The 6,855-nt window shown below is 68.7% G+C and carries 6 protein-coding genes; 5 read left to right on the top strand and 1 reads right to left on the bottom strand.

Annotation, left to right across the window (positions count from 1 at the left end; translation table 11 throughout):
- The first annotated feature begins 316 nt into the window (after positions 1-316).
- Positions 317-2,179 (top strand): monovalent cation:proton antiporter-2 (CPA2) family protein, encoded by a 1,863-nt coding sequence (locus H2037_RS17350; RefSeq protein WP_292124418.1) that lies wholly within the window; start codon positions 317-319, stop codon positions 2,177-2,179.
- A gap of 2 nt (positions 2,180-2,181) precedes the next feature.
- Here the strand turns inward: H2037_RS17350 and H2037_RS17355 are convergent, their stop codons facing one another.
- On the bottom strand, positions 2,182-2,829 hold the full coding sequence (locus tag H2037_RS17355; protein WP_292124420.1) for a DUF4168 domain-containing protein: 648 nt from the start codon (positions 2,827-2,829) through the stop codon (positions 2,182-2,184).
- Between the two features lie 228 nt (positions 2,830-3,057).
- Between H2037_RS17355 and H2037_RS17360 the strand changes: the two genes are divergently transcribed.
- The 4 genes from H2037_RS17360 to H2037_RS17375 are packed head-to-tail and all read left to right on the top strand — an operon-like array spanning position 3,058 to position 6,719.
- Complete coding sequence (locus H2037_RS17360) at positions 3,058-4,077, top strand: S1/P1 Nuclease (RefSeq protein WP_292124422.1); 1,020 nt, start codon at positions 3,058-3,060, stop codon at positions 4,075-4,077.
- Positions 4,078-4,081: 4 nt separating this feature from the next.
- Positions 4,082-5,563, top strand: a complete 1,482-nt coding sequence (locus H2037_RS17365; RefSeq protein ID WP_292124424.1) for a tetratricopeptide repeat-containing sulfotransferase family protein — start codon at positions 4,082-4,084, stop codon at positions 5,561-5,563.
- A gap of 10 nt (positions 5,564-5,573) precedes the next feature.
- Positions 5,574-6,383, top strand: a complete 810-nt coding sequence (locus H2037_RS17370; protein ID WP_292124426.1) for an RNA methyltransferase — start codon at positions 5,574-5,576, stop codon at positions 6,381-6,383.
- Positions 6,384-6,395: 12 nt separating this feature from the next.
- The gene (locus H2037_RS17375; protein ID WP_292124428.1) at positions 6,396-6,719 is read left to right on the top strand and encodes a YnfA family protein; all 324 of its coding nucleotides are present in this window, start codon (positions 6,396-6,398) and stop codon (positions 6,717-6,719) included.
- Positions 6,720-6,855: the final 136 nt, after the last annotated feature.

Below are 6,855 nucleotides of genomic sequence, written 5' to 3' on the forward strand. Positions count from 1 at the left end.
GGATCTTCACCGTCGCCGCCCTGGGCCTGTCCGTCGCCGTCCAGCGGCGCGGGCCGGGGTGCGGCGTAGGCGGCCTTCGGAACCGCTACAGGGGGGACGGCGACGGACAGGCCCAGGGCGGCGACGGTGAAGATCCTGACGAGACGCGACATGGTTTCCTCCGGTTGTTCTTGACGCTACTCGGCTTGGCGGCCAAGGCGAAACTGTGGCGGATCAGCCGCTTGTGGCGCGCGGATCGACGATTGTGTCGTCGGCGCCATCTCGCAATCCGCTTCGGGGCTCCCCACAATGGAGAACGAGATCTAAGGGGGTGACAATGGCTGAACCGACGGCGGGACTGGATCTGGGGGCGGCCGCGGCCCTGTTGGCGGCCGGTGTCATCGCCGTGCCGGTGTTCAAGCGCGTCGGGCTGGGCTCCGTGCTCGGCTATCTGGCGGCGGGCCTGGCCATCGGGCCGTTCGGCCTGAAACTGTTCCGCGAACCCGAGACCATCCTGCATGTCGCCGAGTTCGGCGTGGTGATCTTCCTGTTCATCATCGGGCTGGAGATGCGGCCGAAACGGCTGTGGGGGCTGCGGAAGGAGATCTTCGGCCTGGGGGCGGCCCAGGTGCTGTTCTGCGGCCTGATCCTGACCCTGACGGCGATGGTGGCCGGTTTTTCGGCGCCGGTGGCCTTCGTCGGGGCCATGGGGTTCGTCCTCTCGTCCACCGCCGTCATCATGCAGATGCTGGAGGAGCGCGGCGAGGTGGCGGGCGGGGCCGGACAGCGGGCGGTGTCGATCCTGCTGCTGGAAGACCTCGCCATCGTGCCCCTGCTGGCCATCGTCGCGGTGCTGGCCGCCGCCCTGGGGATGAGCGACGAACATGCCCCGCCGCTGTGGCAGACTATCGGTTTCGCGGTGGCGGCGGTCGGCGGCGTGCTGCTGGCCGGCAGATATCTGGTCAATCCGATCTTCCGCCTGCTGGCCCGATACGGCGGGCGGGAAGTGATGACGGCGGCCGCGCTTCTGGTCGTGGTCGGTGCGGCCTGGGCAATGTCGCTGGGCGGACTGTCGATGGCCATGGGCGCCTTCCTGGCCGGGGTTCTGCTGTCGGAATCCAGCTTCCGGCACCAGTTGGAAGCCGATGTCGAACCGTTCCGCGCGATCCTGCTGGGCCTGTTCTTCCTCAGCGTCGGCATGTCTCTGGACCTGTCGGTGGTGGTCGCGGACTGGCGGCTGGTGGTCGGCGGGGTGATCGCATTCATGGCGGTCAAGGCGTTGGGCATCTATGGCGTGGCGCGTCTGTTCAAGGCGTCGCACCATGAGGCGGTCGAGCGCGCGGCCCTGTTCGCGCAAGGGGGCGAGTTCGCCTTCGTCCTTTATGGAGCGGCGGTGACGGCCGGCCTGTTCGACGCCCAGATCGGCGCCATGATGTCGGCCATCGTCATCCTGTCGATGGCCCTGACGCCGCTGACCAGCCTGCTGACTGCGCGACTGCTGCCCAAGCCCGTGGTGTCGGCCGAGCATGCCGACGGCGTCGATTTCGCCAAGGATCTGCGGGGCCAGGTGCTGATCATCGGCTTCGGCCGTTTCGCCCAGGTGGTGTCCCAACCCCTGTTGGCGCGCGACGTGGACGTGTCGATCATCGAGAACGACGTCGAGATGATCCAGGCCGCCTCCCAGTTCGGGTTCAAGGTCTATTACGGCGACGGCGCGCAACTGCACACGCTGCGGGCGTCCGGCGCGGACGAGGCGGAGATCGTCCTGGTCTGCGTCGACAAGCCGGAAATCGCCGACCGGATCGTCGAACTGGTCAAGTCCGAGTTCCCCACCACCAAGATCATGGTCCGCGCCTTCGACCGGGGCCATTCGATGCGCCTGATCCAGGCGGGGGTCGATTACCAGATCCGCGAGACCTTCGAATCGGCGCTGAAGTTCGGCGAGCGGGCCCTGATCGAACTGGGTCTGCCCGAGACTGTGGCCGCCGAGACCATCGGCGACGTCCGTCGCCGCGACGAGGCCCGGCTGGATCTCCAGCTGACGGGCGGGCTGTCGGCGGGCCGACAGCTGATGCGCGGCAATATCCCGACGCCGCAACCCGCGCCCTATATCAAGCCAAGGCGCGAGGGGCGGCTGCTGAACGAGGACGAGGCGGGTCCGGCGGCGCCGGACACGCGGCGCGAACCCGCCGACACCTGAGCTTAGGGCTGTGCGGCCTCGCGCTCGAGCCTGGCCCGTTCCAGGTTCACGCGAGCCCGCAGGCCCGGATTGGCGGCGACGGCGTCGGCGATGGCGCTGAAGCGCGCGGCGTCCAGGCCGCTGTCGGCCACGACATTGCCGATGGCGGTCTGCTGCTGAAGCGTCAGCTGGTCGTTGGGCGTGCCGGCGGCGATATCGCGCATCTTCTTCATGGCGGTGGTGTAGAGGGTCAGCTCCTGGGGCGTGACGCTGGCGGCGACCGAGCCGGGCGCCGGAGGCGGGGCGGACACGGCCCTGATCCGCGCAGCCAGAATCGGGTCGCTGGCCATCGCGTTCGAGATGGCGTTGAAGCGGGTGACTTCCAGGCCGGACTCCATCACGGCCCGGGCCATTTCAGCCTGCTGTTCCGGTGTGGGCTGAGCGCTGTTCAGAGTGTCGCTGACGGCGCGGACCTCGGTCATCGCGTCGCTGAACTTCTTCAGTTCGGCGTCGGTGAAGGCCGCCGTGGTTGTTGGCGCCGTGGTTTGGGGCGCGGCCGCCTGGGGCGCGGAGGCGGGCGCGGGTGCCGAAGACGTCTGTTGCGCCTGGGCGCCGGCTGCGGCCATCAGGGCGGCGGAGGATACAATAAGGGCGAGACGGGGTGCGCGCATGGGCGTGTCCTTTCGGTCTGGCGTCCACAGGGGGCCGTCCAGGACGGCGCCGGCGCAATCACGCCGACGCTCCTCGCATCATGTGGAGCCTGATGTGGGCCAAAAAGGAACGAGGAGCCCCTTTAACCTAGGTGCGCGACCGCGACGGGCAAGTCTTCGCGCGCCATGACGGGCTGGAGAGCCGATCAACGATGCGTTAGACGGGCGTGATCTTACGCAGGTTCCATCATGAAACGTCTCGCCATAGCCGCCCTTGCGCTCATCGCGGTTTCCGCGCCCGCCGTCACCGTCGACGCCTGGGGCAATACCGGGCACCGGCTGATCGGCGTGGCGGCGATGCGGGCCCTGCCCGAAGGTCTGCCCGCCTTTCTGAAGACGCCGGGCGCCATAGCGGACGTCGGAGAACTGGCGCGCGAACCCGACCGGTGGAAGGGCGCCGGCCAGCCGCACGACCGCGAGCGCGACACCGCCCATTTCATCGATCTGGACGACCAGGGTCGTGTGATGGACGGGCGGGGCATGGCCCTGACCGACCTGCCGCGGCTGAAATCGGAATATGACGCCGCCCTGACCCAGGCGGGTCTGGATGTCGACGACGCCGGCTATCTGCCCTACGCCATGATCGACGCTTGGCAGAACCTGAGCCGCGACTTCGCCTATTGGCGCGTGTTGAACGCGGCGGAGAAGCGCGAGACGAACCTGGAGCGGCAGGCCTGGTACCGGGCCGACCGCCTGCGTCGCGAGGCCCTGATCCTGCGTGATATCGGGGTCATGGGCCACTATGTCGGCGACGGGTCGCAGCCGCACCATACGTCGATCCACTACAACGGCTGGGGCGATTATCCGAACCCGGAGGGGTTCACCAATTCGCGCCAGACCCACGGTCAGTTCGAGGGCGCCTTCGCCAGCCGCGTTGCGCGGCTGGACGCCGTCGAGGCCGCCATGCCGGCGGCGAACCTGGACGGGTTCGACGTCAAGGCGCGCACCGTCTCCTATCTGACCACGACCCTCGGGACGGTGGTTCCCTTCTATCGGCTGGAAAAGGCCGGCGGCTTCCGCGACGCCGATGCGCGCGGCGCGGCCTTCGTAACGGAACGGCTGGCGGCGGGCGCGGCCGAGCTGCGCGACTTCATCGCCTCGGCCTGGACCGTCTCTGGCGAGGCCGCCATCGGCTGGCCGGCCGTCAAGGTCGCCGAGGTCGAGGCGGGAACGGCCGATCCCTGGCTGGCCATGGTCGGCGAGGACTGATCGGATGGAGAGCGTCGCAGCCCCCGACATCCGCCTGGCCCAGGCCGCCACGCTGGAGAGGGCCGACCGCATACCGGAGGCGGTGCAGGCCTATCAGGCGGTTCTGGCCGAGCGGCCCGGCCTGGGCGACGCGTGGTACGACCTGGGCCGCCTGCTGCGCCGAATGCGACGGCTGGACGAGGCCCTGTCCGCCTATGGCCAGGCCCTGGCCCAGGGCGGGCGTAGCCCCGAGGAAATCCACCTCAATCGCGGCGTGATCTTCGCCGACGACCTGAGCCGTCCGGCCGAGGCCGAGGCAGAGCTGAAGCGGGCGTTGGAGATCGCACCTGCCTATGCCTCGGCCTGGCTGAACCTGGGCAATCTGCACGAGGACGGCGGGCGGCGCGACGAGGCCCGCGTCGCCTATGAGGCGGCGCTGGCGCTGGAACCGAACAATACGATGGCCCTGGCGCGTCTCGCGGGGCTGCAGGCCGTCGTGACGACGGACGAGCCGCTGATCGACCGTCTGCGGACGGCCCTGGCCGCGAGCAGCGACGACAGGGTTTTGAAACGCGCCGACTTGGGCTTCGCGCTCGGCCGGCTGCTGGATGCGGCGGGCGTTCATGACGAGGCCTTCGCCGCCTATATCGAGGCCAATCGCGCCAGCGCCGCCGTCGCCCGATCCAGGGGGCTGAGCTATGATCCGGTCCTGGCGGGGCAGTATGTCGACCGGCTGATCGCCGCGACCCCGGCGCCGGTCGCGCCGCTGGACGACGATGACGACGGCGCGCCGCCGATCTTCATCTGCGGCATGTTCCGGTCCGGCTCGACCCTGGTCGAGCGTCTGCTAGCGGGCCACAGCGGGGTGCGGCCGGGCGGGGAACTGGACCTGCTGCCGACCCTGGCCGCCAATGTCTTCAACCCCTTCCCGGAAGCCCTGGAGGCGTTCGACGATGCCAGCCGGCGCAAGATCCGCGACGTCTATCTAACCGCCGTGCGCGAACGCGTGCCCGGCGTCGGCCGGGTCACGGACAAGCGGCCGGACAACATCCTCTATATCGGCCTGGCCAAGACCCTGTTTCCCCGCGCCCGGATCATCCACACGGTGCGCGATCCGATCGACAACGCCCTGTCGGTCTTCTTCCTGCATCTGTCGCACACCATGCTCTATGCGCTGGACCTGGAGCACGCGGCCCACTGGGCGGCGCAGGAGCGACGACTGGCGGCCCACTGGAAATCGGTCTGGCCCGACGATGTGTACGAGGTCGATTACGACGACCTGGTGGCGCGGGGCGAGCCTGCGGTGCGTGAACTGGTCGAGGCCTGCGGCCTGGACTTGGAGCCGTCGGTGATGGACTTCAATCAGCGCCAGGAACCGGTCCGCACCGCCAGCGTCTGGCAGGTGCGCGAGCCGCTGTACCGGCGATCCTCGGGACGGTGGAAAAATTATGCGCCGCATCTGGACGATCTGCGCGCCGCTCTGGCTCGTTACGGCCTGGAGGGGTAGGGAAGCGGCCATGTCCGTTTCCACTGATCTCACGCCCCCCGCCGTCATCCTCGACAAACCCCAGATGGCCGAGAACATCGGCGCCGTGGCCCGGGTGATGGCGAACTTTGGCCTGACGGACCTGCGTCTGGTCAGTCCGCGCGACGGCTGGCCCCAGGAACGGGCCTGGGCAACGGCCTCGGGCGCCGACTGGGTGCTGGAGGGGGTGCGGGTGTTCGACAGCGTCGGTGAGGCCATCGCCGACCTGAAAACCGTCTTCGCCACCACCGCCCGGCCGCGCGAGACCCGCCAGCCGGTGCGGACCCCGCGCGAGTCCAGCCGCATCCTTTATGACGACACGGCGTCCGGCCTGAAGACCGGCCTGCTGTTCGGTGGGGAAAGGGCGGGACTTGAGACGACCGACATCGCCCTGTGCGCCGGCATCGTCACCATTCCCATCGACCCGAAGCACCATTCGCTGAACCTGGCCCAGGCGGTGGCGATCAACGCCTATGAATGGCGCACCCTGATCCTGGACGCCCCGCCGCCCCGTTTCCGCGACAGCGATCCCCCGGCCTCGAACGACCTGCTGATCGGGATGTACGAACATCTGGAGGAGGAGCTGGAAAACGGCGGCTTCTTCTATCCGCCGGAAAAGAAGCGTTCGATGAGCCAGAACCTGCGCGTCATGCTGGGCCGCGCCGCCTTCTCCGAACAGGAGGTCGCCACCATGCGCGGCGCCATCCACGCCCTGGCGCGCGGTCGCGGCCGGGTGCTGGCCAAGCTGGCGGCCGAACGAGCGAAGGCCTCCTCGAGCAGCGAGCCGCCACGCGGCGAGTGATAGGAGGCAAGGATGAAGCCGCTAATGATCTATCCGCTGGCGGCTATGGCGGAGATCGGCGGCTGTTTCGCCTTCTGGGCCTGGCTGAAGTTGGAGCGGTCGCCGCTATGGCTGGCGCCAGGTCTCGTCTGTCTGGTCGCCTTCGCCTGGTTGCTGACCCTGGTCCCCAGCGATGCGGCGGGCCGGGCCTTCGCCGCCTATGGCGGGGTCTATATCTGCTCATCCCTAGTCTGGATGGCGTTGGTCGAGAAGACGACGCCCGACCGTTGGGACCTGATCGGCGGCGCGGTCTGCCTGATCGGGGCGGGGATCATCCTGTTTGGTCCGAGGGGCTGACCAACCCTTCTCTTTCGTCATTCCCAAGGCTCCGCTTCGCTTCGCCCGGAGTGACGAAAGAGCGGGGCTCTAACCCGTTCCCAGAAGGTCCGACCAGCGCCAGCTGCCTCGGCCCAGGGCGATGCGGGCGCCGCCG

This window comes from Brevundimonas sp., assembly GCF_013912065.1.
Taxonomy (GTDB): Bacteria; Pseudomonadota; Alphaproteobacteria; order Caulobacterales; family Caulobacteraceae; genus Brevundimonas.